The organism is Simiduia litorea (assembly GCF_042853465.1).
Taxonomy (GTDB): domain Bacteria; phylum Pseudomonadota; class Gammaproteobacteria; order Pseudomonadales; family Cellvibrionaceae; genus Simiduia; species Simiduia litorea.
The window spans coordinates 3,563,503-3,589,752 of record NZ_AP031497.1; the positions used below are offsets into that span (position 1 = coordinate 3,563,503).

Genomic DNA, 26,250 nt, shown 5'->3' on the forward strand with positions numbered 1-26,250 from the left:
GTGTACCAATGTTTCGCGCACAGCGTCGGTTTAACATCGGTTTGATTATATCGATTCCCAACCTTGAATCTGTGCTATCCCTAGCCAGCCTCTAGCTGTTGGCCACCGAGATTATGCCAAGGCGAATCGGCCAAGCGAATATTTTCCGCACTAAGCAAGCGCATTAAATCAACTCGGCCAATACGCACATCCAGCTCATAGGAGCCGTCATCGGCACTGGCTTCGGCGAGCACAGCATTGTGCTGGTAGAGTCTGGCGCGCAACCTCGCCCATTTAATCGGCAAAGTGACGCGTTGGTGCACTATTTCCTCGCCAAGACGCTCCGCCATGGCTTGCAGCAACAAGTCGATACCGGCACCCGTTTGCGCCGACAACCAAACCGCCAGAGGTACACCTTGATCGTCTCGGTCTATGCGCGGCTCAAACTGGTCGAGCAAATCAATTTTGTTAAATACCCGCAACTGCGGCAATTCGTGCGCGTCTATCTCCTTTAACACGATATCAACTTCGTCGATATTGCGCTGGCGCTCTTCGCTCGGCGCATCGATCACGTGTAACAACAACGTCGAGTTTGCCGCCTCTTCCAAGGTCGACTTAAACGCTTCTACGAGCTTATGCGGAAGATGGCTCACAAAGCCCACCGTATCAGCCAAAATCGCCGTACCCACATCGCGTAAATCAATGCGGCGCATGGTTGGGTCTAGGGTTGCGAATAACTGATCCTTCACATACACGCCGGCATCGGTAATTCGATTAAACAGGGTCGATTTACCAGCGTTGGTATAGCCCACCAAAGATACCGTGGGAATATCAGCGCGGGTGCGAGAGCGACGCGCCTGATCGCGCTGACGTCGCACCGCGGCCAATCGCGATTCGATAAAAGCAATGCGGCCGCGCAAGAGTCGCCTGTCAGTTTCTAGTTGAGTTTCACCCGGGCCGCGTAAACCGATACCACCTTTCTGGCGCTCCAAGTGCGTCCAACCACGGATGAGGCGGGTCGACATATGGCGCAACTGCGCCAACTCAACCTGCAACTTACCTTCGTGAGTGCGCGCACGCTGGGCAAAAATATCCAGAATCAGACCGGTGCGGTCGAGCACACGGCATTTCAGCACGGCTTCGAGGTTGCGCTCTTGGCTTGGCGACAGCGTGTGGTTAAAAATCACCAACTCGGCTTCATGCAAGGTTACAAGATCCTGTAACTCCTCCAATTTGCCGCTACCCATGAACGTGCGAGCATCTGGCGACGCGCGTTTTCCGGTGAGAAAGGCCACGGGGTCGCCACCGGCAGAAAGCACCAGCTCTTCGAATTCTCGTGGATCGTTGGTTTCTAATTTGAGATTGAAATCCAGGTGAACTAGCACTGCCAGTTCACCGGAATCGGGACGTTCAAAGAACAAGACTACCCCTAAGGCTTAACAGCCTGAACTTAATCCTCAGCGACTTCGTCTTCCTGCTCGCCATCCGCTGGGTTCAGCATAGGCACGCGAACAGCACGCGAGGGTACTACGGTGGAGATGGCGTGCTTATACACCATCTGACTTACAGTGTTCTTTAACAACACAACAAACTGATCGAAAGACTCAACCTGGCCTTGCAACTTAATTCCATTTACTAAATAGATAGATACGGGAATACGTTCTTTGCGCAAAACATTCAAATAAGGGTCTTGTAAGCTATGCCCTTTTGACATGTTTATTCTCCTTAATAATCAACAATAAAAGTTGCGAATACCCTGTTCACAAGAATTGTGACAGGCGCAACAGCAAGCAAGATAACTGACTGGTGGCCCCAAAAAGGCACACTACTGCCCATTATATGGTTGCAACCCCTAGGCAGTTCAAGGCCTCGTTCACAATTTCTTGATGAAAAAGGGCTTTTCCGGCCGAATCGTCAGTATAGACCCATTTAAGATTTGGCCAGTTCCGCAACCAAGTAAGCTGTCGCTTGGCTAATTGACGACTCGCGGCAACACCTTTCTCCACCATCGTAGGATAATCGTACAGGCCTTCAAGATGCTCCCACACTTGGCGGTAGCCCACGGCGCGTATGGCTGGCAAATCTTTATGCAGGTCTTTGCGGGTCATTAGACCGCGCACTTCATCGATAAATCCCGCCGCCAACATTTTTTCAAACCGCAACGCAATACGCTCATGCAACACGCTACGCTGGTGCGGGCCTATAGCCAACTGCGTCACGTCAAAGCGCTGCACAAATGGCTCGCCTTGGCTCGCTTGCTGCTCGGCGCGCAACTGACTCATGGTTTTACCACAGCTGCGATAGACCTCTAGTGCGCGTGAAATACGCTGCGAGTGATTGGGGTGCAACTCGGCCGCCGTTTCCGGGTCGATCGCGGCCAGCTCTGCGTGCATGGCGGGCCAGCCTTTAACCGCCGCTTCCTGCTCCACCTGAGCACGCACCGCGGGCTCGGAACTTGGCATATCCGCCAAACCATCCAATAAGGCTTTGAAATACAACATAGTGCCCCCTACTAACAGGGGAATACGCTCCTGAGCATGGCTGGCACCAATAGCGCGCTCGGCATCTTTGACAAATTGTCCAGCATTGTAGGGTTCGGCTGGATCGCAAATATCGATGAGTTGATGAGGCGCCTGTGCCTGTTCTGCAGCTGAGGGCTTGGCCGAGCCAATATCTAAGCCCTTATACACCAACGCTGAGTCGACACTGATTAAATCCAACGGCAAATGCCGGCGCAGTGCCATGGCTAAATCGGTTTTACCCGAGGCCGTGGGGCCCATTAAAAAAATAACCTGCTTGCGCTGGGTCATTACTGGCCCCGCAAAAATAGCTTATCGAGCGCATCCATGCTCTGCAAAAACCAGGTGGGACGACCGTGATTACATTGGCCACTGCGCTCAGTGGCCTCCATATCGCGCAGCAAACCGTTCATCTCAGGGATGGTCAACTTGCGGTTAGCGCGCACGGAACCGTGACAGGCCATGGTGGCGAGGAGTTCGTTGATGTGATGGCGAATCCGATCGCTGCTGCCATGTTCGCTTAAATCGGATAGAACATCGCGCACAAGCTGCTCGACTTTCGCCTGCCCGAGAATGACGGGTATTTGTCGAATCAACAAGGTTTCAGGCCCTGCACGCTCTAAACCAAAACCCAGCGAGGAAAAAATCTCGCCATGCTGCTCGGCCAAATCCGCCTCTTTTTCACTGACAGGTATGCTCTCTGGCACCAACAGCGGTTGCGCCACCAACCCCTCCCCCTCGAACGCTGCTTTCATGCGTTCGTAGGTGATGCGCTCGTGCGCTGCATGGGCGTCCACCACAATTAAGCCTTGCGCATTTTCCGCCAAAATATACACGCCTTTTAAGTGCGCCACGGCAAAACCAAGGGGCGGCATTTCCGCCGGTGTGTCACTGAGCGATTGCATGCTTTGTGCTGGCTGATGCAAAGCGCCGTACTGCTGCATCTGCTGAGCAACTTGACCCGCTTGAGGGTGACTTGGCTGATAATGAGTACTTTGGCCATAATCTGACGTTGACGTCTGCCCAGCGCCAACAACACTCGAGCGCTGCGGCACGGCCAAACCCAAACTCGACTGCGGGCCAAACTCACCGCTTGTCACGCCGCCTACTGGCACGGCAATGGCTTCATTCTTTTCCAATTGATCTTGTGGTCGCACATCGGCCAAGGCGTGATGCAAGGTGCGAAACAAAAAATCGTGCACTAAGCGAGAGTCGCGAAAACGCACTTCGTGCTTGGTGGGGTGTACGTTGACATCCACCGTGGCGGGATCAAGTTCCAAATACAAGACATAGGCCGGATGACGACCATGAAATAAAACATCTTGATAGGCTTGACGCACCGCATGAGTCACGAGTTTGTCTTTAATGGCGCGACCATTGACATAAAAATGCTGTAAGTCCGCTTGAGAACGAGAGAAAGCCGGTAAAGCGACCCAACCCCACAATTTCAAACCGGCGCGCTCCACCTCCACATAGAGCGCATTTTCCATAAACGCCGAACCGCAAATTTGACCGACGCGCCGCTCTTGCTCGATACGCGTATTGGCTGCACGCCAACTATGCACCGGACGATTATTGTGAGTCAGGCTAAAGGCGACATCGAAGTGAGACAATGCCAAGCGCTTAACCACATCTTCTAAGCGGCCAAATTCGGTTTTCTCTGTACGCAAAAATTTTCGCCGCGCCGGCGTGTTAAAAAATAAGTCGCGCACTTCCACTGTGGTGCCGCGCGGATGCGGCGCGGGCATTAACTCGGTCTCCATATCGCGGCCTTCCGAGCGCGCACTCCAGCCGGCCGACGGCTGCTCCGTTTGATTCGAGCTTATTACTAAGCGCGACACTGAACTGATCGACGCCAAGGCTTCGCCGCGAAAACCTAAAGTGGCGACAGCCTCCAAATCATCCAGCTCATAAATTTTACTGGTGGCATGGCGGCTAAGCGCTAACGGCAAATCGTCTTTATCGATACCGACGCCGTTGTCGCGCACGCGCATCAACTTAACACCGCCTTCATCGGCTTCGATGTCTAAGCGAGAACTGCCTGCATCAATACTATTTTCAAGCAGCTCTTTAATAACCGATGCAGGCCTTTCGACCACCTCACCGGCAGCAATTTGGTTGGCGAGACGGGGTGATAATAATTTTATAACGGAAGACATTAGGATGCGGGTATCTGTAAAGTTTGACCAATTTTGATGGAAGAGCCATTGATATTATTGGCTTTGCGAATATCGGCTACCGACACATTGTGACGGCGAGCAATTGCGGATAGCGTGTCGCCGCGCGCAATGACATATTCGCGTGCCGGAGTGCCTTTGCCGCCCCTTTTTTGCCAGGCAATATAGGTATCTGACGGCGCCACATCGTAAAAATAATCGGTGATGCCATTAAATATCGCGCGCGCCATTTTTTCGCGGTAACTCGGGGTCGCAAGATTTTTCGCCTCTTGCGGATTTGAAATGAAGCCCGTCTCCACCAAAATCGATGGTACGTCGGGCGATTTCAACACCAAGAAACCCGCCTGCTCCACATGGTTTTTGTGCATATGGGCAACCTTTTTCATAGAGTTTGCCACTCGCTCACCTACGGTTAAGCTGTGACTTAAGGTGGAGGTCATGGATAAATCGACCAGCACCGAGGCGAGCATTTCATCGCGGCCATTGAGAATAGTACCCTCGCCGCCAAATAAATCTGCTTCGTTTTCACGCTGAGCTAAAAATCGCGCCATCTCACTGGTGGCACCGCGCTCCGACAGTGCAAACACCGAGGCTCCGCGCGCATTTTTGTTGGTAAACGCATCGGCGTGTATCGACACAAATAGATCGGCGCGCTCGTTGCGCGCCAAATCTCGGCGTTTCTCTAAGGGAATATAGTAATCGCCTTTGCGCGTCATCACCGCGCGATAGCCGGGCTCCTTATTCACCAGCTGTTGCAATTCGCGGCTGATAGCCAGAACCACATCTTTTTCCCGCAACCGGCTTGGACCGAGTGCACCTGGGTCTTCGCCGCCATGACCGGCATCGATTGCGATAACGATATCGCGCTGCGCCGTAGGAATTTTTGCCTCGATGGTTTTCTCGATTTTAATTTCACTATCAAATAAATCGATCACCAAGCGATCAGCTTTGTCGCCAAATTTTTTTAACACTAAACTGCGCGGGCGCACAGAAGCAGACAAATCTAAAACGATGCGCAAATCGTCTTGGTTGCGCGGCGCCGTGCGCACCGAGCGAATAGGCGTGTCGGCCAAAGGCAATTCGGCCAAACTGGATTTCAATTTTACCGAGCTGATATCAACCACTAAACGGTCTGGGTTAGAGAGGGTGAAAATACTGTGTTCTACTGGGCCACTGAGATCAAATACGAGGCGAGTATGATCCGGTGCGCGCCAAAGCCGAGCGCTATCAATTGTCGCAGCAGCTGCCCAAGGTGCACTCAAGCTAACAATACATAAAACTAAAACTGCCAGCGGTCGCATCATAGCGGCCCCTACTCCTGTATCTGTATTGCCTGTGAAGCGTGCTTGCCAGCCAGTGCCAAGTTCACGCATTAATTTTCGCCATGGCTGCGAGGGCTGTTTGGCCGAGCGCGCTATTGGCCTCAAGCGCCAAACGCCTACCAATCCCCTTAATCGGATCTTGCAATACCGCCACTGTAACGCGCAAATCCGGTTCAGGCAAAACGCCGGCACCTTTATTCGGCCACTCGATAATGCACAGTGCCGCTTGATCGAAATAATCGCGAATACCCATGTATTCGAGCTCTTCCGGGTCACCTAATCGATACAAGTCGAAATGATAAACCGGATTTTCTGCAAAGTTATAAGGCTCCACCAGTGTATAGGTGGGACTCTTAACCGAACCTGAATGGCCGAACGCCTGCAGGATACCCCGTGTTAAGGTGGTTTTACCGGCACCTAACTGCCCCTCTAAAAACACCACGCCGCGCGGTAGATGCGCGCCAATGAGCGCTCCCAGAGCCACCATGTCAGCTTCGCCGAATGCGGACATCATGCATGTCGTCATGACCTTACAACCCATTTAAGAGCCAGCGCACTGCCGGCAGTAAATCTGTCGCCAACAGGCCGCGCTGACCATCGGCTTCTGCCATTTCGTCTCCCGCCATAGCATGCACCTGCGCGCCGAGCATGGCGGCTTGCGGCGCCGGTAAACCTTGCGCCAATAATGCGCCGATAATACCGGCCAATAAATCACCCATACCAGCACTGGCCATCCCAGGGTTGCCAGCATCCACCACATACAGCTGCGGCCCCTGCGAACTGGCAAAGGCCACCAGAGACCCTGCGCCCTTTAGCACCACGACGGCGTTGGTTTTGGTCACTAAAGCCAGTGCCGCCGCCGCGCGATCCGCCTGCACCTGCGCCGTGGACACACCCAGTAGACGAGCAGCCTCTGCCGGGTGCGGCGTCATCACGCAGCTTTCCGGCAACCCATATGAAGCTTGCTTTGCTAATAAGTTCAAACCGTCGGCGTCGATGCAGGTCGGTTGCGCGCACGCCAACACCTGCGCCAATAATTGCTCGCCCCACGCTCCCTGCCCCAAACCAGGGCCGACGACAAAGGCCGTGGCTTGTTGCAGTTTTTCCTGCGCTTCAATGCCGGCATCCACACCGAGCGCCATTAATTCTGGCTGCCGACCGAGCGCCACCTGAGCGGTCAAGGGGCGGCTAATTAAACTCACCATACCCGCACCGGCGCGCAAACCGGCTTGCGCTGCAATTAACGCGGCACCCGCCATGCCCTCGTCGCCACCAACCACCGCCAGATGGCCGAAGCTGTTTTTATGGGTGTCTAGGCCGCGCGCTGGCAGTGCCGCGATCAGGCTTTCATAATTTAAACGCCGCGCTTTAACGACCGGCTCACATTCACTGAAGTCGCCCTGCAGATCAGAAAAAAACACAGCACCGGCATTGGCTCGGCCCGCGCCCGTCAACAGACCAAATTTAAGCCCGACAAAGGTCGCTGTAACATTGGCGCTAACGGCCTGCCCCATAACAGCACCGGTGTCGGCGCAAATACCCGAGGGTAAATCTAGCGCCAACACCTGTGCCGGCTGCGCGTTAATCCAAGCGATGGCCGTTGCCATCTCATCGCGCACCTCGGCGTTCAAGCCTGTGCCTAGCAGCCCATCAACGATCACATCGGCGGCAAGCTGCTCGCGGCTATCAAATGCCGACATAGTCACGCCTTCTTGTTGCGCGAACTGAAACGCCTGCGCCGCCGCCCCGGTTAATTGTACGGGGTCTGACAACCAACGCAGCGTGACCTCAAAATTTTTCGCCTGCGCTAACGCCGCCACTATGTAGCCATCGCCACCATTATTGCCGCCACCGCACAACACCACTAAGCGCTTGGCCTCAGGCCACTGGCGCAGCAATTGCTCAAAGGCAAAACGGCCAGCGCGCTTCATTAACACGGCGGCCGGAATACCTTGATCTTGGATTAAATACTGGTCTAACTGACGCACAGATTCAGCGCTATAGAGCGCGCTCGGTAGGGTGGAGTGGACCTTCGCTGACATTGAGTTATCTCGATGAGGGTAAAATCTGTCAGAATTATACGGAAAAGCCCTTCACAGCGACACGGACAATGCCCCAAGCCACTGAAAATGCATCACTTATTTTGCTCGCCGAACGGATAAAAGCCCACGGCCGCGAGCTTGGCTTCCAGCAGGTGGGGATTACCGACATACAACTGCAAGCCGAAGAGACTCGCTTAGCAGCGTGGCTCGACAAAGGCTACCAAGGCGACATGGCCTGGATGGCCGACCACGGCAAGATGCGCACCCGACCCGATGAGCTTTTACCGGGCACCCTGCGCGCCATCAGCGCACGCATGGATTACCTGCCCGGCGACACCAAACTCATTGCCGCCCTGAAAGATGGTGAAACCGCCTATATTTCGCGCTACGCCTTGGGGCGGGATTACCACAAATTAATTCGCAAGCGGCTCAGCCAGCTGGCGCAATTTATCGAAACCGAAGCCGAAAAACTGGGCTTGCACCCACCAGCGGGCTTTCAACATCGGGCTTTCGTCGACAGCGCGCCCGTGTCGGAAAAACCACTGGCGGCAAAAGCCGGCCTAGGCTGGCAAGGCAAGCACACCCTGGTACTCAACAGCGAGGCAGGCAGTTGGTTTTTCCTGGGCGAAGTACTCACCTGCTTCGCCTTGCCGATAGGTCAAAGCGAGCAAACTGATCGCTGTGGTGACTGCACGGCCTGCTTAAAAGTCTGTCCGACAGATGCTTTTCCACGCCCCTACGAACTCGACGCCAGACGCTGCATCTCCTATTTAACAATCGAAAATAAGGGCTCTATTCCGCAAGAGTTTCGCGAACCCATAGGCAACCGCGTATTCGGCTGCGACGACTGCCAAGCCATCTGCCCGTGGAATAAATACGCCAAGGCCACAGAGGAATTAGACTTTTTACCGAGACATCAACTCGACAACACTAAATTGGTTGAACTGTTTCAATGGACCGAACAAGAATTCCTAGACCGCAGCGCCGGCTCACCCCTACGACGAGTAGGCTTTGAACGCTGGCAGAGGAATCTAGCCGTGGGATTGGGCAATGCGCCATCGAGTGAGGAAATTATTGCTGTATTGCAACAGGCGCTACCAGTAGCTACACCAATGGTAGCCGAGCATATCGAATGGGCGCTGGAGCAGCAGGGGCGACCGGATAGGCGGCGAAAGAGGAAAATAAAAGCCCCTAGTTAACACAAGCTGGCTTGCTCAAAAACTCGCGTATGAATTCACTAATATCTGACTTTAACCAGGCAGGCCCTAAATCCGTTAAATCATTGTGTTTCGCACTTTCAATCTCTATCACCTTAATACCGTGATCGGCAACCTCCTCTGCTGAAGGCAATACATCAACATCTGCTGGAAAATCACCGGCCCTAATTGTTAGCACGCAGAGATTTTTACTGCGAGGCAAGGGTACTCGCCGATGATCCAAAGTAATCAACGCAGCAATAAAAGAATTATCTTCGCCCGCAAACCAGGCTGATATATCTCCTCCATTGGAATGCCCTATCAATAGCAGTCGATTAAAATCATAACCCTCAAATTCTTCAGCTAAAGATTTCCTAAGAAACGCTAAGGTTTCTGCACCACGCCGCCAATTTTCCTGCCTGGTCTCATATAAATTACCCGTAGCAGACAATCGGGGGTCCTCGGGTAGCTCGTGGCCAACTGCTAACACTAGATAACCCAGCGTACTCAACTGCTCAGAAAGAAAGGTGTACTGATTATGGGAAACGCCGTAACCAGCGCTTAAGAATGCTACGGGACAGAGATTCTTTTTAGAACATAAAACTCTCGCCTGTGGGTAGGTAATATCGACTGGGATGGCGCGCTTGCGCGAGTCATCGAAAATGGAATCGGCGTGGGTAAAATGACTGGTAGATGCTGTGATCGCTATTACTATCACCCACCAATGTTTCATCAGCTCTACTAACAAATTATTATAGCGCTTATACTGAAGAGTTTTAGCGTGAATCTTTTTCATATTTCTCTGCGAATCGAGTGGTGGCGTGGGTCATACGGTTTTTGCATCATAAAAGACGTATTACCTGAAGTGGCGGTGTAAAAACTTGAGATCCCTCAGAGTTTTAGCTTTGTCCATTTTCTTTTTATACGAACTGTAGTTTAGCGCAGACCACACGTAATCTTCGCCATAGAAAACGAACAAAGAAAAACTCAAATTAATCTAGAGTTTAAGCACCCGCGGATCAGAATCAGACATCTGTTTTTTAAAAAAACGCAAAATCCTGACGCCATAACAACTATTAAAACTTAATAAATTCCTTCCGATAATGCTGCAGCTCCGCAATCGAATCGCGAATATCGTCCATTGCCAAATGACTCGAAGACTTCTTCACCCCCGCTAGAACTTCCGGCGCCCAGCGTCGCGCTAATTCTTTCACGGTACTCACATCTAAGTTGCGATAGTGGAAAAAGCGCTCAAGCGCCGGCATACCACGCACAAGGAAGCGGCGATCTTGGCAAATGGAGTTACCGCACATAGGTGATTTACCTTTCGGCACCCATTGCTCAAGAAAGGCAATAGTAGCCGCCTCTGCCTCTTGCGCTGAGGTTTTACTGTCTTTCACCCGCTGGGTTAAACCAGAACCGCCGTGCTGGCGGGTATTCCACTCATCCATACCAGCTAATGCAGCATCACTTTGGTGCACGGCAAACACAGGACCTTCCGCCAAAACATTAAGCTGGGCGTCTGTCACAATGGTAGCAATTTCGATGATGACGTCGGTATCTGGGTCTAAACCGGTCATTTCTAGGTCGATCCAGATTAAATTATCGTCGGCTATGGGGCTCATGGGCTTTCACTCGTATTTTTTTGAGGGCGCACGTTTTACAATGCAGTCCATAGTTTAGCAAGCCTTATCCCTTATGAGCCAAAAACCATGATCTACCGTCTATGAGCAAGCGCAAGCTCAACCGCCGCCAAGCTTGGCGGATCGAGAAAATACAACAGGAACGCAGCGATCGCGCCAGCAAGCGCGACGCTAAGGCCGATCAGCAATTACAAGACGATAGCCTAGGGCCGGAAGAATTTGGCCTGGTGGTAGCGCATTACGGTAAGCGCATAGAGGTGGAATCTTTGCATCAGGCCGACGATGCCGGCAGCACCGAGGGCGAGGTGGTGAGCTGTCACTTTCGCGCCAACTTGGGCTCTCTCGTCACCGGCGACAAAGTGGTGTGGCGCCGGGGTAAAGATGCCGGCGTCATCGTGGCCGTACAACCGCGCCACTCACAACTGCAACGGCCAGATCCCTACGGCGATCTGAAAACTATCGCTGCCAATATCGACCGAATTATCATTGTTGCCGCGCCCTACCCTGAGCCACATGCCAATTTGATCGATCGCTATTTAGTGGCGACCGAAGCGCTGGGGCTGACACCGCTCATTTTGTTTAACAAGTCCGACCGCATCGACGCTAGCAACCAGGCCAAACTGGATTGGCTGACCGAGCGCTACGCCAAGCTTGGTTACGACGTGTTGAGAGTGTCGACCAAAACCCGTGAAAATATCGAGCAATTGACGACCTACCTCGGCAATTACACCAGCGTGTTTGTCGGGCAATCCGGCGTGGGCAAATCCTCGTTGATTAACAGCCTATTGCCGGGTTATGAAATCAAAGTCGGCGAGCTGTCGGAAGCCACGCAAAAAGGCACCCACACCACAACAACGGCGCATCTATATCATTTCCCGTCCGGTGGCCACCTGATCGACTCGCCAGGCATTCGGGAGTTTGGCCTCTGGCACATGGAGCCAGCCGACGTGCTCGATGGTTTCATCGAGTTTCGACCATTGCTGGGCTACTGCAAATTCCGCGATTGTAAGCACGATCGCGAACCCGGTTGCGCACTGCACAAAGCACTTGAGGCCGGCGAGATCAGTCAGTCGCGCTTTGATAGCTGCAACATGATCCTCCATAGCCTAAACCACCCACACAGTTAAGAGTTAAGCGTTCATGTCGAGTTTGCCGGAAAGCCACGGCAGACTCAGCTATTCTTGAGCCATGACAAATACTACCGCCGTTACAACCCTGCAATTGCAAGCGCCGCTCGGCGCCGGCCATTGGTGCAAGCTATTTAATCTGACCGACCTCACGCTGCTACCAGGCAGTTTTGAGCGGGTTAATCAGGCACTGAAACACCCAAGTAGCAACGCCGATCGAGTGGCCAAGGCCATAAATGATGATCCAGCCCTGTGCTTACATTTTTTTATGCGCGCCAATCGACTGGTTAAGCGTTCAGGCAATGAGATTCACTCGCTCGCACACGCGATCAGCTTGCTGGGGTTCACCAATGTGAGTCAAATCATCAAGAGCTTACCGGTAGCGGAGTGTCCTCTACCCTACTACTGGCACCAACTGCAAGTTAGCCTACTGCGGCGCAACCTCTTGATACGCTTACCCTTACACAACGTAGGTATAGATCCAGCGCAATTAGAATTCTCCGTACTGTTTAGTGATTGCGAGCAGTGGCTACGCTGGCATTTCGCGGCCAAAGAGCAACGGTACTCCCAAGGCTTAGCACGCAATCCCAAGATCGGCCCCACGAAAGCGCAACAGTTGGTTTTTGGTGCTGACCTAGGCGCCCACCTGCGCCCGATCTTGCAGCAACAAAGTCTGCCTAGCGATTTAAAAGAAACCTTGCAACAAAGCCCAAAAAACCTGAAACACGCGCTGAAGTCTCTGTTAAAGGCTATTCAAGGGAAAGCTTTTAAGGCACCGCTGCATAGGCGCCAATGCCTTATCTTTTTACTCGATAGATTAGTGGAGAATTTCTGCAGCTCGCCCGCACACAGAAGCACTAGACGCTATCAACAACTGGTTGCTCAATTGCTTCAAGTGACTGAAACCAGCGTGAGTGAAAGCTTGCATCAAGTCGCTGGCGAGCTGGCGCCTTTACATGCAAGCCTTATCGATACCCATCCGGCACGGCGCCTCCTGTGCGCTTGGCCCAAGGGGCTTGATGAGCCAATATACGCCCTGCCAAACCCGCGAAATGTAAGCGCTAAAAACACCGACATAAAAGCGCCGGGTATAGAAAAAATGGATGCCGTTATAGGCCGAGAAAAAACGGCTGTAGCAGTTAGTGAAAAACCTACTTCTGAAACACAGAGCGCGAATCGATTGTTAGACAATCGATTTTTAGATGCAAACTTGGTTCGACAAGGGCTAGTCACGCTGAGCAAAGGCCAGCCAAGTCTCAACTCAGTCAATGCCATTTTTCAAACCCTCAGCCAATCTCTGGAAACAGGTATGGGCATGGGTTTTGGCGCACTGCTCGTGCCGACGGCAAATGGGCAATGGCTAGCTAAATTTCAATTTGACGATCAAGAGTCGCCGCCAATTGAGCAATTGCCCACTGCAAATCTTTTAATCAAATTAAGTGCTAAGCCGGCGGCAATTTTAGTTAACAGCGATAATCGCCCCGCTATCATCGATCAACTACCAACACACCTTGTGGAAAAATTGGGCGCGCGCGAGCTACTGCTTATATCGATCTTTCTAAACACTAAGCTGATTGCCATTCTACTGGCAGCAGAAACCGATTTGGCGCCGCCCAGAGTACAAACTTGTAAACGCCTCGCCCAAGCAACACAACAAGCGATTGCAAGGCTTGCCGTACAAGTTCAGCGGCAAAGCGCGATCAAACGCTGACCCTGACGCAACATTGATTTACAATAGGCCTTTTTCCGACCCGGAATCCCTATGTTGCCCTTAATCATTGAGCCGGCCCAACTTGAACAAGAACTGAGCAACCCCAAGCTCCTGCTGATCGATTTGTGCAATGAGCAAACCTATCGCGCTGGGCATATCCCCAACGCGCATAGCGTTTTGCCCCAAGAGATAATGGCGGGCACACCACCCGCAGTGGGAAAGCAGCCCGACGAGGCGCGCTTAACGGCACTTTTTTCACGCCTAGGTTTAACCGCAGAACACCACGTCGTTGTATACGACGACGAAGGTGGCGGCTGGGCGGGACGCATGATTTGGCTGCTCGACGTGATTGGCCATCAAAAATATTCTTACCTAAACGGCGGTTTGTTAGCTTGGAAAGCGGCCAATTTTCCGTTGACGGAACACCTACCAAGCCCACAAGCCGCGCCTTTTAAGCTGCATGTTAATCACCAGTTCAGCGTCGATATTGACGATATTTTAGCCGAGCTCGGCAGCAAAGATTTCGTGGTGTGGGACGCCCGTAGCCCCGCCGAATACTGTGGTGAAAAAGTATTTGCCCAAAAAGCCGGCCATATTCCCGGTGCAATCAATTGCGAGTGGACACAGTTAATGGATCAGCAGCGTCAACTGCGTATTCGCGACGACGCCAAGGCCGTGCTGGCGAGTCTGGGGATCGACAGAAGTAAAACCATTGTGACCCATTGCCAAACCCATCATCGCTCCGGCTTTACTTATTTAGTGGGTAAAACCCTAGGCTTTAGCATTCGCGCCTACCCAGGCTCGTGGAGTGAATGGGGCAACCACCCAAACACTCCCGTTGACCTTTAGCATTTTTAACCTCGGATAAACCCATGAACCCGAAATTTTTTGCAAATTTACAATATGTTATTCCACAACACGCGCTCTCGCGTGCTGCTGGTTGGTTGGCAGAAACCTCTATCCCTTGGATTAAAGATCCTTTCACCCGCTGGTTTGCCGAGCGTTATCAAGTAGACATGTCTGAGGCACTGGAAGAAAACCCCTGTCGCTACGCTAGCTTTAACGATTTTTTTACCCGCGCACTCAAACCCGGCGCAAGACCCATTGATAGCGACAAGCAGTCCATTGTTAGCCCTGCCGATGGCGCTATTTCACAACTAGGCGACATTGAACTCGGTCGAGTATTTCAAGCTAAGGGCCAAGACTACAGCCTGACTGAGTTATTGGGCGGCGACCCAGAAGCAGCGGCGCCATTTATGGGCGGCAAGTTTGCCACTGTGTATTTATCGCCCAAAGATTATCACCGGGTACATATGCCATTGGCCGGCAAGTTAACGCAAATGGTGCATGTTCCTGGCGATCTTTTTTCTGTTAACGAGGCAACGGCCGATAACGTGCCACGCTTATTCTCGCGCAATGAACGCCTTGTGTGCTTTTTCGAAACAGAAGCGGGGCCCATGGCATTGGTCTTGGTGGGTGCCATGATCGTCGCGTCCATTGAGACAGTCTGGGCCGGCCAGGTCACACCCTATCGACGCGAAGTAAAACGCACAAATTACGACGCAGCGCCCGACATCCAATTACAGAAAGGCGAGGAAATGGGCCGCTTCAAATTAGGCTCTACCGCCATCGTAGTTTTCGGCCCTGATGTGATGACTTGGGACCAAAGCTACCGTGCCGGCACCGCGACAGTCATGGGGCAAAAGCTTGGTGAGTTAATAGAGAGGTAGGCTACAAGCTACAAGCTACAAGCTACAAGCTACAAGCTACAAGCTACAAGCTACAAGCTACAAGCTACAAGCTACAAGCTACAAGCTACAAGCTACAAGCTACAAGCTACAAGCTACAAGCTACAAGCTACAAGTGAGTATAAAAACAATTACTACTTCGGCGACGCCTAACCCCATTAAAATACACAGACTTGTAATAAAAAAGGCTCCTGTTCCGGAGCCTTTTTTGTTTAGTCCCGACCAAATATGCCGGATAACCAACCTTTCTTCACAGGCTTGAAAAGATACTCATCGCGAATTTGTGCGATATCCACATCGTAACTGCCGGGCTCTAAATCTTGCGCGATTTCAATTTTTTCGATCTCTGACAAACGCTTTTTGCCGGAGTCAATCAGGGCTTGCTTTTGTCGGTCGTCTTCAGCGAGATCCAACAGCATGGGCTTACGCATTTGGTGCTTACAAGAATCGAGCACCAACATTACTTTGGGTTTCAATCGCCGCTCAAAGTTCTGCTCAACCACCACACCCACCTCACCGGTCGATAACTCAACCAAAGTGCCGGTAGGGTAAAGACCAATAGCGCGAATAAACTCTACCACCAGCTCCTCTTGAAATTGAACGTCGCGCAACTCGTATAACTTCGCAACCGCCTTGGAAGGTGCGAGCGGATAGGCTTCGCCACGAGGATTGGTGGTATCGTCATAGAAGGTTACAATACCGGCGATTTTACCCAACAGCGGAATTTTATCGCCGCGCAAGTGCTGCGGAAAACCACTGCCGTTTAAACGCTCACAGTGCGTTTTCACCACCGCGATAACACGCGGCTCAATACCAGGCATCTGCCGAAGAATATCGCAGCCATGCAAAACAAACTTCTCGTACTCCAATTCTTCGGCCGCAGTGCGCACTTTTTGCGCGATCAATCCAGCGTCGATATTGACCTTACCCACATCCTTTAAAAGAATGCCAAGGGCCAAGGTGTCGAGATCGGTTTTACCGAGACCGATATGGCGGCCAAATAAAATACCCCAAACAGACGAGCGCATGGCGTGGGTGTAGGTGTGTTCATCCACTTCCCGCACCCGTGCAAGCCAAGAAAAGGCGTCTGGGTTTCTAACCACCGAATCGACCATTTGCGAGGCTGCGCGCTTGGTATCTTTAACCGGGATATCGCCGCCCTTTTCCAGTTGATTTAACACCTGCTCCATCGCGTGGTAAACCTGTTGGTGTAGCTCTTTGGCGACAGCCACTTCTTTATTGAGCGCCGACTTTTGCTGGTAAACACTACGCTTAATTTTTAACGGGGCAACTGGAATATTGGCCGAGGCATTTTTGGCTACACGCTGACCGGCTCCGGCTTGAGGTGCAGAACCGCCAGTTTTGCCAAGCGTTTTGAGGCGGGCCGCAACTGGCCCCTTACCTTTGGCCACATCGATGTAAACATGTTTGCAGTGAGCCTTGAGTTGCTTAATCTCATCCAGCTCGCGAATATAGAAACCCTGCAAGGGGAAAGGCGTTTGCGACCAGGGCCTATCCAAACCTGACACAAACATGCCAAGGGTTAGCTCATTAACATCGACTTTTAATTGTTTGATCGCCAAGGCAACTTCCTCGTTGCTGAATCTTATCCTATGCGCGGTGGGCAAACTGCGCAGGGTACACTTAACCTCAATCGTAGGTTTACCACCTAAGCGCTTGAGTTAATAGATGATTTTAGCGTCTTTCTAGCCCCTTTGGCGAGTTTGACGCAAGACCAACGTCACACATCGCAATGTTTACTGATGGTAGGCGGCCGAAAGCTGATGAACGGCATCGATAAAGGCCCCTGCGTTGGCGGGATCAACCTCTGGGGTAATGCCGTGCCCAAGGTTGAAAACGTGGCCATTGCCCTTGCCAAAGGATGCCAATATCTGACCGACCTCAGCTTCAATACGCGCCGGATTGGCGTACAGCATGGTTGGATCCATATTGCCCTGCAACGCCACTCGATCACCTACGCGCGCCTTAGCCAAGCCTATATCCGTTGTCCAATCCAAACCTAAGGCATCGGCACCCGTATCCGCCAATAGTTCTAACCACTGGCCGCCACCTTTGGTAAACAAAATCACCGGCACTTTACGACCCTCGCGCTCGCGAATCAAACCAGCCACAATGCGCTGCATGTAGGCCAATGAGAATTCTTGATAAGCGGCGTGGGATAGGGCTCCGCCCCAAGTATCAAATATTTGCACGGCCTGAGCACCCGCTTCAATTTGGGCGTTCAAATAGACCACCACCGAATCGGCTAACACGGTCAGTAGCTGGTGCATCAATTCAGGTTGGTCGAAAGCCATGGTTTTGGCGCGCCGGAAATCTTTACTCGAACCGCCCTCGACCATATAGGTCGCCAGCGTCCAGGGACTGCCAGAAAAGCCTATCAAGGGCACGCGACCATTGAGCTCGCGACGAATAGTTTTAACGGCATTGACCACATAAGGCAGATCTTGCTGAGGATCAACCACCTTTAACGCGTGAATATCAGCCTCGGTGCGGACAGGCTTTTTAAAGCGCGGGCCTTCACCAGTTTCGAAATACAGCCCCAAGCCCATGGCATCGGGGATGGTTAAAATATCCGAAAATAAAATCGCAGCATCCAATGGGTAGCGCTCCAATGGCTGAAGCGTGACTTCGCAAGCCATATCAGGGTTGGTACACAACCCCATAAAGTCGCCGGCCACAGCTCTCGAGGCGCGGTACTCCGGCAAGTAGCGCCCTGCTTGGCGCATCATCCACACCGGGGTTACATCAACGGGCTGGCGCAAGAGCGCGCGTAAGAAACGGTCGTTTTTCAGTTCTGTCATGGGATTCACTTCATTTTCGATGGGCGCATTGTAAGGCTTGCGCTTGGCATCGTACAGTTTGCTGGCCTGCAAAAACAAAAGCCCCTTCAATGAGGGGCCTTTGCCGGAGCTACTTTCTGAACCGCTAGGCGGGTTATGCCTTAAACATCCAAATAATCCAAGATGCCTTGGGCGGCCTCGCGCCCCTCCCAAATGGCCGTAACCACGAGATCAGAACCGCGCACCATGTCGCCACCGGCGAATACTTTGGGATTGGACGTTTGAAACTTATAGGTTTGATGCTCGGCCGCGTCCACACCGCCCCAATTGTTAATCTTAATGCCGTGCTCTTCGAACCAAGGCGCAGGGCTTGGCTGGAAGCCGAAGGCAACTAACACAGTATCAGCCGGTACAATTTGCTCTGAACCTGACACAACCTCAGGTCGACGACGGCCATTTTCATCCGGCGCGCCCAACTGTGTGGTCACGACTTTAACGCCCTCCACTTTACCATCGCCGACAATTTCGACCGGCTGACGATTGAAAATAAACTTCACACCTTCCTGCTTGGCATTCACGACTTCGCGCTTGGAACCAGGCATGTTTTCTTCATCGCGACGATAGGCACAAGTGACAGATGCGGCCTGCTGGCGAATCGAAGTGCGGTTGCAATCCATCGCAGTATCACCGCCACCTAACACCACCACGCGCTTACCCGCCACACTGATAAAATCGGCAGGGTCTTTTTCAAAACCCAAATTACGATTTACGTTGGCAACCAAAAACGGCAGAGCGTCATACACACCTTCCAGCTCTTCGCCAGGGAAACCGCCTTTCATATACTTGTAAGTACCCATGCCCATAAACACCGCGTCGTAGTCGCGCAGTAGATCGGCCATAGAAATATCTTTACCCACCTCGGTGTTTAATCGAAATTCTATGCCCATCTCAGTGAAAATTTCACGACGGCGGCTGAGCACAGATTTTTCCAATTTAAACTCGGGGATACCAAAGGTTAATAGTCCACCAATTTCAGGGTACTTATCGAATACCACCGGCTTGACACCGTTGCGCACGAGAATATCCGCACAACCAATGCCCGCTGGGCCGGCGCCGATGATGGCCACTTTTTTATCGGTCCAAACCACTTTCGACATGTCTGGTTTCCAGCCCATGGCGAATGCGGTATCGGTAATATATTTTTCGGCGTTGCCGATGGTAACCGCGCCAAAGCCGTCATTGAGCGTACAAGCACCTTCGCACAGACGATCCTGCGGACATACGCGGCCACACACTTCCGGCAGTGAATTGGTTTGATGGCTCAACTCAGCCGCTTCGAAAATATTGCCTTCGCTAATGAGCTTTAACCAGTTGGGAATGAAGTTATGCACCGGGCACTTCCACTCACAGTAGGGGTTACCGCACTCCAAACAGCGGTGGCTTTGATCTTTCACTTCCTCTTCCGTATAGGGCTTGTAGATTTCCACAAACTCGTGCTTACGGGTTTTCAGTGATTTTTTCGCGGGGTCCTGGCGACCCACGTCGATAAACTGAAAATGGTTACTTAAGCGAGCTGACATAAATGCTTCCTCTAAAATTCTGTTTGGTTATTGCGGGCTAGCAACAGTTTGCTTAAGCAAACCATCCAAGCTCGCGGCCTTCGGCTTAACCAGCCAGAACTTGCCAATCAGGTCGGTGAAGTTATCCAATAGATATTGGCCCCACTCGCTACCCGTTTCAGCAACAAATTCTTCAATAATTTGTTGTAGGTGCGTTTGATGCGCCTCCAACTCTTCATTGTTAATACGCGCAATTTCCACTAACTCGCGGTTGTAACGATCGGAAAAGGTACGCTCGACATCGAGCACATAGGCAAAACCACCAGTCATACCCGCACCAAAGTTCACACCCACTTTTCCGAGTACCGCAACAACACCGCCGGTCATGTATTCGCAACAATGGTCGCCAGCGCCTTCGACAACCGCCTGAACACCCGAGTTACGCACGGCAAAGCGTTCACCTGCAGTACCCGCCGCAAACAACTTGCCGCCGGTTGCACCGTATAAACACGTGTTGCCAATAATCGAGGTTTCTTGTGATTTGAACGAAGAATTTTTCGGCGGACGAATAACCAACTTACCGCCAGCCATACCTTTGCCCACATAGTCGTTGGCGTCGCCCTCTAAGTACAACTCCAAGCCACCGGCATTCCACACACCAAAACTTTGACCCGCCACACCGGTCAGCTTCAGCTTAATGGGGTTATCGCTCATGCCTAGATTGCCGTGACGTTTAGCAATTTCGCCACTCAAGCGCGCACCGATAGAGCGGTCGCAGTTAGTAACTGTAAACGCAAACTCGCCACCCGCTTTCGCTTCAATGGCAGGCAATAAGGTCGCTACCATGGTCTCGGCCAACTGGCCTTGGTCAAACGGCTGATTACGCGCCTGCTGACACGTTTGAGGTTTGGACGCTAAGAAATCATCGCTATAAATTACAGGACCTAAATCCAACTGCGATTGACGCTTAGTACGACCTTCAATGGCCTCCAGTAAATCAACTCGACCCACAAGCTCTTCAAGTGTACGAACACCTAAGCGCGCCATCCACTCGCGAGTTTCCTCCGCCATAAACTTAAAGAAATTCATCGCCATATCGACAGTGCCGATATAGTGATCGCGTCGCAACCTATCATTTTGCGTTGCAACGCCGGTGGCACAGTTATTCAAATGACAGATACGCAAATATTTACAGCCCAGGGCCACCATGGGCGCCGTACCGAAACCAAAACTCTCCGCGCCTAACATCGCCGCTTTAACAACATCCAAGCCAGACTTTAAGCCACCATCGGTTTGCACTCGCACCTTGCCGCGCAAATTATTGGCGCGCAGCATTTGATGGGTTTCAGACAAACCCAGCTCCCAAGGCGAACCGGCGTAGCGAATAGACGTGATTGGGCTGGCAGCTGTACCGCCGTCATAACCCGAAATAGTAATTAAATCGGCATAGGCTTTAGCCACACCCGCGGCAATAGTACCGACGCCAGGGCGCGACACTAACTTAACAGATACCAACGCATCAGGGTTGACTTGCTTTAGGTCGTAAATGAGCTGCGCCAAATCTTCAATCGAATAAATATCGTGATGTGGCGGCGGCGAAATTAAGGTCACGCCTGGCACCGAGTAACGCAAGCGCGCAATCAGCGCATTCACTTTACCACCAGGCAGCTGCCCTCCTTCGCCAGGCTTAGCACCTTGCGCTACTTTGATTTGCAGTACTTCGCCATTCACCAAATATTCAGGCGTGACGCCAAAACGGCCGGAGGCAACCTGCTTAATTTTCGACGATTTAATCGTGCCATGACGCGCGGGATCTTCACCGCCCTCGCCGCTGTTAGAGCGACCGCCTAAGGTATTCATCGCCTGCGCTAAGGCCTCGTGCGCCTCGGGCGACAAGGCGCCTAAAGACATAGCGGCGGAGTCAAAGCGCTTAACAATCGATGCCACAGACTCCACTTCGTCTAAGGGCACGGGCGTAATGTTGTCTTTGATTTTTAATAGGTCGCGCAATGTGGCCGTCGGTCTATCGTTAACCAGACCGGCATAATCGCGCCACACATTGTAATCACCGGTTTGCACAGCTTTTTGCAATGTCTGTACAACGTCCGGATTAAAGGCGTGGTATTCCTGACCGTGCATATACTTGAGCAAACCACCGGGCTGGATCGGCTTGCGGGCTTTGTTGGCGTAGCTTAAAAGCTTAACCACGTCAGATTGCAAATCATCAAAGCCAGCACCTTCAATACGGCTTGGTGTTTCAGGGAAACACAAATCAACCACATCAGCGTTTAAACCGATAATTTCAAACAAGTAGGCGCCGCGGTAGGAAGCCACGGTTGAAATGCCCATCTTGGACAGAATTTTTAACAACCCCTTACAAATCGCCGTCACATAACGTTTTTGTGCTGTGGCAGCATCATCGAGCATTTCACCGGTTTGAATTAAGTGATTGATCACACTGTAACTCAAGTAGGGATGAACGGCGGTGGCACCGTAGCCAATCAAACAAGCGATTTGATGGGAGTCACGCGCTGTTGCGGTATCGGCAATAATATTGGAGTTACAACGCAGACCTGTTTTCACTAGACGCGCATGCACGGCGCCCGTTGCCAATAAGGCGTGGATAGGCAACTTATCCGCTTCCACATCGCGATCAGAAAGCACCGCGATAACGGTGCCCTCGCGCACCGAGGCTTCCACTTCATCGCAAAGATCGACAATTGCCTGGCGTAAATCTTTTTGGGCTGGATCAAAATACAAACTGAACTTGCGAACCCGATAACCGGGTTTATCGAATCTTAAGATGTAGTCACACTTAGCCCAGGTCAACACAGGCGAGGACAGTATCAAGCGGTCGGCGTGATCTTCCACATGTTCAAACACAGATTTCTCTGCACCTAAACAGGTTTCGAGCGACATTACGATAGATTCGCGCAACGGATCTATCGGCGGGTTAGTAACTTGAGCAAACTGCTGGCGGAAAAAATCATAGAGGCAGCGCTCTTTTTCCGATAGCACAGCCATGGGCGTATCGTCACCCATAGAACCAACAGCTTCCTGACCACCTTCGGCCAAGGGACGAATCACTTGATCGCGCTCTTCAAAGGTTACTTGGAATAACTTTTGATGGCGGAAAAACTCGTCCATGGTGAACTGATTGTCAATCGCCGGGCCGTTATAATCGGCGCGTAAACGGGTGGCACGCTTAGACAACCACTGCTTGTAGGGCTGCGCGTCTTTTAACATCTTGTCGATGTCTTCGCTAAAAAATAGCTTGCCAGTCTCGGTGTCGATAGACAGCATTTGCCCAGGGCCTAAGCGACCTTTTGCCACAACATCTTCAGGCTTATAGCCGTGTACGCCCACTTCCGAGGCAACTGTAATAAAGTCATCTTTGGTAATGACATAACGCGAGGGGCGCAAGCCGTTGCGGTCGAGCGTACAAACAGCGTAGCGGCCATCGGTAATAACTAAACCAGCGGGGCCATCCCACGGCTCCATATGCATGGAGTTATATTCGTAGAAGGCGCGTAAATCTGGGTCCATGTGCTCGACGTTTTGCCAAGCTGGCGGCACTAACATACGCACAGCGCGGTGCAGCTCCATACCACCGGCGAGCAACACTTCGAGCATGTTATCCAAACTTGAAGAATCTGAGCCAGTGCGGTTTACCAGTGGCGTGATTTCATTCAGCTCGGGTAATAAATTGGTTTGGAACTTCGGCGTACGCGCCACTGACCAATTGCGGTTGGCGGTGATAGTGTTGATTTCGCCATTGTGCGCCAGCAACCTAAACGGTTGCGCCAAAGGCCAACGAGGTAGGGTATTGGTCGAGAAGCGCTGGTGAAATACACAAATCGCCGTCTCTAAACGCTTATCCGCCAAATCTAAAAAGAAGCGCGGTAAATCAACCGGCATCATCAAGCCTTTAAAGGACATGACCTTGGCATTAAGACTGCCTACATAGAAGCTCGCATCGGCCGCCAAACGCAGCTCAGCTTTCCTGCGGACAATAAATAATTTGGCATTTAATTGCTCGTCAGTCATACCGTCGCAATTAACGAAGACATTGTAAAAAGACGGCACAGACTCTAGCGCAATAGGCCCGAGGCAAGCGTTGTCTGTTGGCATATGTCGCCAACCGGCAAGGGTTAAGCCCTTAGCAGCAATTTCTTCGTTAACGATTTTCTTTTGTGCTTCGGCGAGTTTGGCATCCGTGCTGAGCATCATCACGCCAACACCGTAGACACCGGTCAAAGGCAAGCAGCCAGCATCCGCAGCCACTGAACGCATGAAGCTGTCAGGCTTTTGTATCAGCAGCCCGCAACCATCGCCGGTCTTACCGTCGGCAGCAATACCGCCGCGATGCGTCATGCAGGTCAAAGCTTCGATAGCCGTTGTTAGCAACCGGTGGCTGGTTTCACCTTTTAAGTGGGCAATCAAGCCAAAGCCACAGTTGTCTTTGAACTCGTCTAACCGGTACAGGCCAGTGCTCATAAACAGTCCTTCAAATCGTTAAGAATTCCGCTAAGCGAGGGTTGGTTTGGGCAATCAACCGCGCCCTAAAACCCTCTGTGAGCAATCAGTAGAGCGCAGTTATCACAGCAGGCAAAGCCCGCTGACGCTCAAAGTATCGATATTGCCGGTGATGCTTGAGATTCTAGGCTAGCCGCTCGCTCATTAAACTATCGAACTAGCCAGTCGTTGAATCAGATCCCGCACAGAGGTCCCTCAGATCCCGCTTACCAAACTGTACTGCAGTTTCTGCTGTTTACAGGGCAAATGGGCGCAGAATGTTACCCGCTAAGCCTTTCGGGTGCAAGTTGAGTCGCGCAATGATTGGAAAGCTAGGTGATTCCTACTGAATCAATATTGCTAAAGCTGTCAGTTTTCGTTTATTTGCTGCTGGACAGATGCCAATGTGCGCGGCCAAGGGCCCGCTTTTTGCAGATTTTTGGGCAGTCTTTGCGTTGCTCGGCGGGCTGCATCCGAGCTTTCATAGTTACCCAATACCACCACATACCAAGGCTTACCCCCCCGTTTGGTGGTATACCAAAGCAATGGCTGAGAGGCATTTGCTTCAATGAAACGCTCCACACCCGCCTTTGATTCTGCCGCCAAGACCTGCAAGGTAAAATGCTCAGCAGGCAGCGCCAGCAACAATTGTTCGTCGCCGGCAAATATTGGCTGAGGGGGCTGAGTTTTAGGCGCTTGCACAATAGCTGGCTCAGCTAACGTGTTTTCCGGCGCCGACTGTACTTGCGCCGGTAGCTCGCTAGGCGCCGACTTAACGTGACCACCTGAAACCATTAATGGATCATCCATGGCTGCTTCTGAGGCCGAATCATCGGCCATGGAGCTAGGAGCACTGCCAGCCAAAGTAGGCACTGTTGGCTCAATGGCTGGCGTGGTGATCTGTGCGCCCGTAGGTGCCACATCATTTACATTGGCAACCACCAAGGCCACTGGCGTGCTCACGGTGCTTGCTGTTGTATCGTCTTCAAAACCCCACCACGCTATCGCCAGCACCAAAAAGAGCCCGGCGAGAGCCGATAGGTGTAACCACGGTATATTCATGGCTGCTGGAACCGGTGCTGCCGCCTTTTCCAACAAATGGACCTCAGCCATCGCATTGACACGGTTCAAGTCGCCACTGCTGGTCAGCCAAATAGACTCTTCATCCATCTCACTGAACGGGCTAACACCATCAAAACCGGCATCAGCTAACCGGAAAGCAAGGTAGTCAGCGACAAATTCCTGACTCACGTCAGGCATGGTAAATATCTGAGGCGGCTCGACATCGGCCAGCTGCATAGTTTGCAACTTATCGGCTAAGTCAGCGGAGCCAACCAGCAGCAGGTGCCAACAAGTGCCGGACTCGTCAGGGTTAACTAAATCGAGCAGAGCCTCAAGCGTTTGCTGGTGCAACACATCGGCATCATCGAGAAGAATGTAGACCTGTAAACTACCCCCACTAAACTCACTCCACTCTCTTAAGCGGGCACGCAAGCGCTGCACCGAGTCTTGCTCATCAACGGCAAGACCAATAGTTTTTGCAAGGCTAAAAAGTAATTGGCTAGGCGAGCTAAGCTCTACTCCGGCGCGCAAGAACACATAGTCTTCGCTCGATAATTGCGTATAAATCTCCTGGAGCAGGGTCGATTTACCCACACCTTGAGGACCAACTAGAGCGGAGACATTGTCAGAAAAATGTAGAAGATGAATCAGCTGGGCGACTAAGGATTGACGCCCGTGCGCAGAAAAGAAGCCACCAAGACCTTTATCAAAGGGTGGCCGAATCAAACCAAATTGCTGAATATAATCCAACAGCGGTTCCGACTGCGGCGACAAGTCCTCAGGAGCGACGCGCAGATTGCGGAAATTCGCCGCCATTGAGTCTGCGCTGTCTGCCATAGAAACCCACCC

At 52.0% G+C, this 26,250-nt stretch carries 19 protein-coding genes; 5 read left to right on the top strand and 14 right to left on the bottom strand.

Annotation, left to right across the window (positions count from 1 at the left end):
- Positions 1 to 80 precede the first annotated feature (80 nt).
- The 7 genes from hflX to ACGHTT_RS15855 form a co-directional block, all read right to left on the bottom strand.
- The gene (hflX, locus tag ACGHTT_RS15825; protein WP_390591900.1) at positions 81 to 1,400 is read right to left on the bottom strand and encodes a ribosome rescue GTPase HflX; all 1,320 of its coding nucleotides are present in this window, start codon (positions 1,398 to 1,400) and stop codon (positions 81 to 83) included.
- 29 nt (positions 1,401 to 1,429) lie between these two features.
- Positions 1,430 to 1,693, bottom strand: coding sequence for an RNA chaperone Hfq (hfq, locus tag ACGHTT_RS15830; protein ID WP_390591901.1), 264 nt, complete (start codon positions 1,691 to 1,693; stop codon positions 1,430 to 1,432).
- 121 nt (positions 1,694 to 1,814) lie between these two features.
- Positions 1,815 to 2,789: a tRNA (adenosine(37)-N6)-dimethylallyltransferase MiaA gene (miaA, locus tag ACGHTT_RS15835; protein ID WP_390591903.1), complete on the bottom strand. Its 975-nt coding sequence runs from the start codon at positions 2,787 to 2,789 to the stop codon at positions 1,815 to 1,817.
- Positions 2,789 to 4,657 (bottom strand): DNA mismatch repair endonuclease MutL, encoded by a 1,869-nt coding sequence (gene mutL, locus ACGHTT_RS15840; protein WP_390591904.1) that lies wholly within the window; start codon positions 4,655 to 4,657, stop codon positions 2,789 to 2,791. The genes miaA and mutL overlap by 1 nt, the downstream gene beginning before the upstream one ends.
- Positions 4,657 to 5,979, bottom strand: coding sequence for an N-acetylmuramoyl-L-alanine amidase (locus tag ACGHTT_RS15845; protein WP_390591905.1), 1,323 nt, complete (start codon positions 5,977 to 5,979; stop codon positions 4,657 to 4,659). The genes mutL and ACGHTT_RS15845 overlap by 1 nt, the downstream gene beginning before the upstream one ends.
- A gap of 61 nt (positions 5,980 to 6,040) precedes the next feature.
- Positions 6,041 to 6,511, bottom strand: coding sequence for a tRNA (adenosine(37)-N6)-threonylcarbamoyltransferase complex ATPase subunit type 1 TsaE (tsaE, locus tag ACGHTT_RS15850; RefSeq protein WP_390591906.1), 471 nt, complete (start codon positions 6,509 to 6,511; stop codon positions 6,041 to 6,043).
- Between the two features lie 16 nt (positions 6,512 to 6,527).
- On the bottom strand, positions 6,528 to 8,039 hold the full coding sequence (locus ACGHTT_RS15855) for an NAD(P)H-hydrate dehydratase (RefSeq protein WP_390591907.1): 1,512 nt from the start codon (positions 8,037 to 8,039) through the stop codon (positions 6,528 to 6,530).
- Between the two features lie 68 nt (positions 8,040 to 8,107).
- Between ACGHTT_RS15855 and queG the strand changes: the two genes are divergently transcribed.
- Complete coding sequence (queG, locus tag ACGHTT_RS15860; RefSeq protein WP_390591909.1) at positions 8,108 to 9,238, top strand: tRNA epoxyqueuosine(34) reductase QueG; 1,131 nt, start codon at positions 8,108 to 8,110, stop codon at positions 9,236 to 9,238.
- Here the strand turns inward: queG and ACGHTT_RS15865 are convergent.
- Complete coding sequence (locus ACGHTT_RS15865) at positions 9,231 to 10,031, bottom strand: hypothetical protein (protein ID WP_390591910.1); 801 nt, start codon at positions 10,029 to 10,031, stop codon at positions 9,231 to 9,233. The two genes, queG and ACGHTT_RS15865, sit on opposite strands and share 8 nt — an antisense overlap.
- Positions 10,032 to 10,311: 280 nt before the next feature.
- Positions 10,312 to 10,860, bottom strand: a complete 549-nt coding sequence (gene orn, locus ACGHTT_RS15870) for an oligoribonuclease (protein WP_390591912.1) — start codon at positions 10,858 to 10,860, stop codon at positions 10,312 to 10,314.
- 101 nt (positions 10,861 to 10,961) lie between these two features.
- On the opposite strand from orn, the gene rsgA reads away from it, so the two are divergent.
- From rsgA to asd, 4 genes are all read left to right on the top strand, one after another.
- Entirely contained in the window at positions 10,962 to 12,005 is a 1,044-nt protein-coding gene (gene rsgA, locus ACGHTT_RS15875; protein WP_390591913.1) for a small ribosomal subunit biogenesis GTPase RsgA, read from the top strand.
- Positions 12,006 to 12,066: 61 nt separating this feature from the next.
- On the top strand, positions 12,067 to 13,716 hold the full coding sequence (locus ACGHTT_RS15880; RefSeq protein WP_390591914.1) for an HDOD domain-containing protein: 1,650 nt from the start codon (positions 12,067 to 12,069) through the stop codon (positions 13,714 to 13,716).
- Between the two features lie 51 nt (positions 13,717 to 13,767).
- Entirely contained in the window at positions 13,768 to 14,565 is a 798-nt protein-coding gene (locus ACGHTT_RS15885) for a sulfurtransferase (RefSeq protein WP_390591915.1), read from the top strand.
- Positions 14,566 to 14,588: 23 nt separating this feature from the next.
- Entirely contained in the window at positions 14,589 to 15,446 is an 858-nt protein-coding gene (gene asd, locus ACGHTT_RS15890; RefSeq protein WP_390591916.1) for an archaetidylserine decarboxylase, read from the top strand.
- Between the two features lie 230 nt (positions 15,447 to 15,676).
- Here the strand turns inward: asd and ACGHTT_RS15895 are convergent, their stop codons facing one another.
- The 5 genes from ACGHTT_RS15895 to ACGHTT_RS15915 all read right to left on the bottom strand — a co-directional run bounded on the left by ACGHTT_RS15895 (position 15,677) and on the right by ACGHTT_RS15915 (position 26,238).
- Positions 15,677 to 17,047: an HD-GYP domain-containing protein gene (locus ACGHTT_RS15895; RefSeq protein WP_390591917.1), complete on the bottom strand. Its 1,371-nt coding sequence runs from the start codon at positions 17,045 to 17,047 to the stop codon at positions 15,677 to 15,679.
- Between the two features lie 174 nt (positions 17,048 to 17,221).
- Positions 17,222 to 18,286 (bottom strand): uroporphyrinogen decarboxylase, encoded by a 1,065-nt coding sequence (gene hemE / locus ACGHTT_RS15900; protein WP_390595072.1) that lies wholly within the window; start codon positions 18,284 to 18,286, stop codon positions 17,222 to 17,224.
- A 140-nt stretch (positions 18,287 to 18,426) separates the two neighbouring features.
- On the bottom strand, positions 18,427 to 19,845 hold the full coding sequence (locus ACGHTT_RS15905) for an FAD-dependent oxidoreductase (protein WP_390591918.1): 1,419 nt from the start codon (positions 19,843 to 19,845) through the stop codon (positions 18,427 to 18,429).
- Positions 19,846 to 19,872: 27 nt separating this feature from the next.
- Positions 19,873 to 24,321, bottom strand: coding sequence for a glutamate synthase large subunit (gene gltB / locus ACGHTT_RS15910; protein WP_390591919.1), 4,449 nt, complete (start codon positions 24,319 to 24,321; stop codon positions 19,873 to 19,875).
- A gap of 387 nt (positions 24,322 to 24,708) precedes the next feature.
- Positions 24,709 to 26,238 carry an SPOR domain-containing protein gene (locus tag ACGHTT_RS15915; RefSeq protein WP_390591920.1) on the bottom strand — a complete coding sequence of 510 codons (1,530 nt, stop codon included), beginning with the start codon at positions 26,236 to 26,238 and terminating at the stop codon, positions 24,709 to 24,711.
- Between the last annotated feature and the right edge of the window lie 12 nt (positions 26,239 to 26,250).